This window comes from Pseudomonas sp. GD04091, from assembly GCF_029836165.1.
Lineage (GTDB): Bacteria > Pseudomonadota > Gammaproteobacteria > Pseudomonadales > Pseudomonadaceae > Aquipseudomonas.
In genome coordinates this window covers 1-1,029 of record NZ_JAOEBG010000051.1, presented here as the reverse complement: position 1 = coordinate 1,029, position 1,029 = coordinate 1, and the positions used below count along the sequence as shown (strand labels likewise).

The 1,029-nt window shown below is 71.5% G+C and carries 1 protein-coding gene; it reads left to right on the top strand.

Going from position 1 to position 1,029, the window contains the following annotated elements:
* A partial coding sequence (locus tag N7422_RS26805; protein ID WP_279809345.1) for an efflux RND transporter periplasmic adaptor subunit occupies positions 1-1,000 on the top strand: 1,000 nt, incomplete at its 5' end.
* Positions 1,001-1,029 lie beyond the last annotated feature (29 nt).

Genomic DNA, 1,029 nt, shown 5'->3' with positions numbered 1-1,029 from the left:
CGCCGTCGATGCTGTGAGCGTCCCCGAGGGCAGCCTGGTGCGCAAGGGACAACTGCTGTTCCAGATCGACCCCCGACCGTTCCAGGTCACGCTCGACACGGCTGCGGCGCAACTGCAACAGGCCGAGGTGCTGGCCAGTCAGGCCCAGGCCGACTTCGACCGCGCCGAGCGCCTGGTGGCGACCGGCGCTGTCGCGCGCAAGACCTACGACGATGCCGTCTCCGCGCGCAGTGCGCGCCAGGCCCAGGTGCAAGCGGCCAAGGCCGCCGTCGCTGCGGCGCGGCTGGATCTGTCCTACGCCCGCGTCACGGCGCCCATCGCCGGGCGCGTTGACCGCGTGCTCGTGACCGAGGGCAACCTGGTCAGCGGCGGTGTCGCCGGCGCGGCCACGCTGCTGACCACGATCGTGTCCATCGACCCGCTGCACGTGTACTTCGACATCGACGAAGCCACGTACCTCAACGTCGTGAGCCGCTCGCGGCCCGCTGCGGGCGCCGGCGGCAAGGCCTCGCTGCCCGTGCAGGTCGGGCTGACCACGGACAAGGGTTTCCCGCACAGGGGCGCGCTCGACTTCGTGGGCAACACCATTGACCGAAGCACCGGCACGATCCGCGCGCGCGCCGTTGTGCCCAACCCGGATGGGCGCATGGCACCCGGCATGTTCGCCCGGGTCAAGCTGTCCACCGGCGCGGCGCGCGAGGCCGTCCTGATCGACGATCAGGCCGTGGGCACCGACCAAGGGCGCAACTACGTGCTGGTCGTGGGCGAGAACAACCAGGCCCAGTACCGGCCCATCGAACTGGGGCCGGTGGTGGACGGGCTGCGCGTCATCAACGGCAGCCTGCAGGCCGGTGAGAAGATCATCATCAAGGGCCTCGTGCGCCCCGGCATGGCGGTCACGCCGCGCATGGTGCCCATGCAGCCGCCCGCGGCACCGGCCGCCGGCGCGGACCCCGCCAAGGCTGACGGCGCGGCCGGCTCGGCGGAGGCCCGCAAATGAATTTCCCCCGCTTCTTCATCAACCGGCCC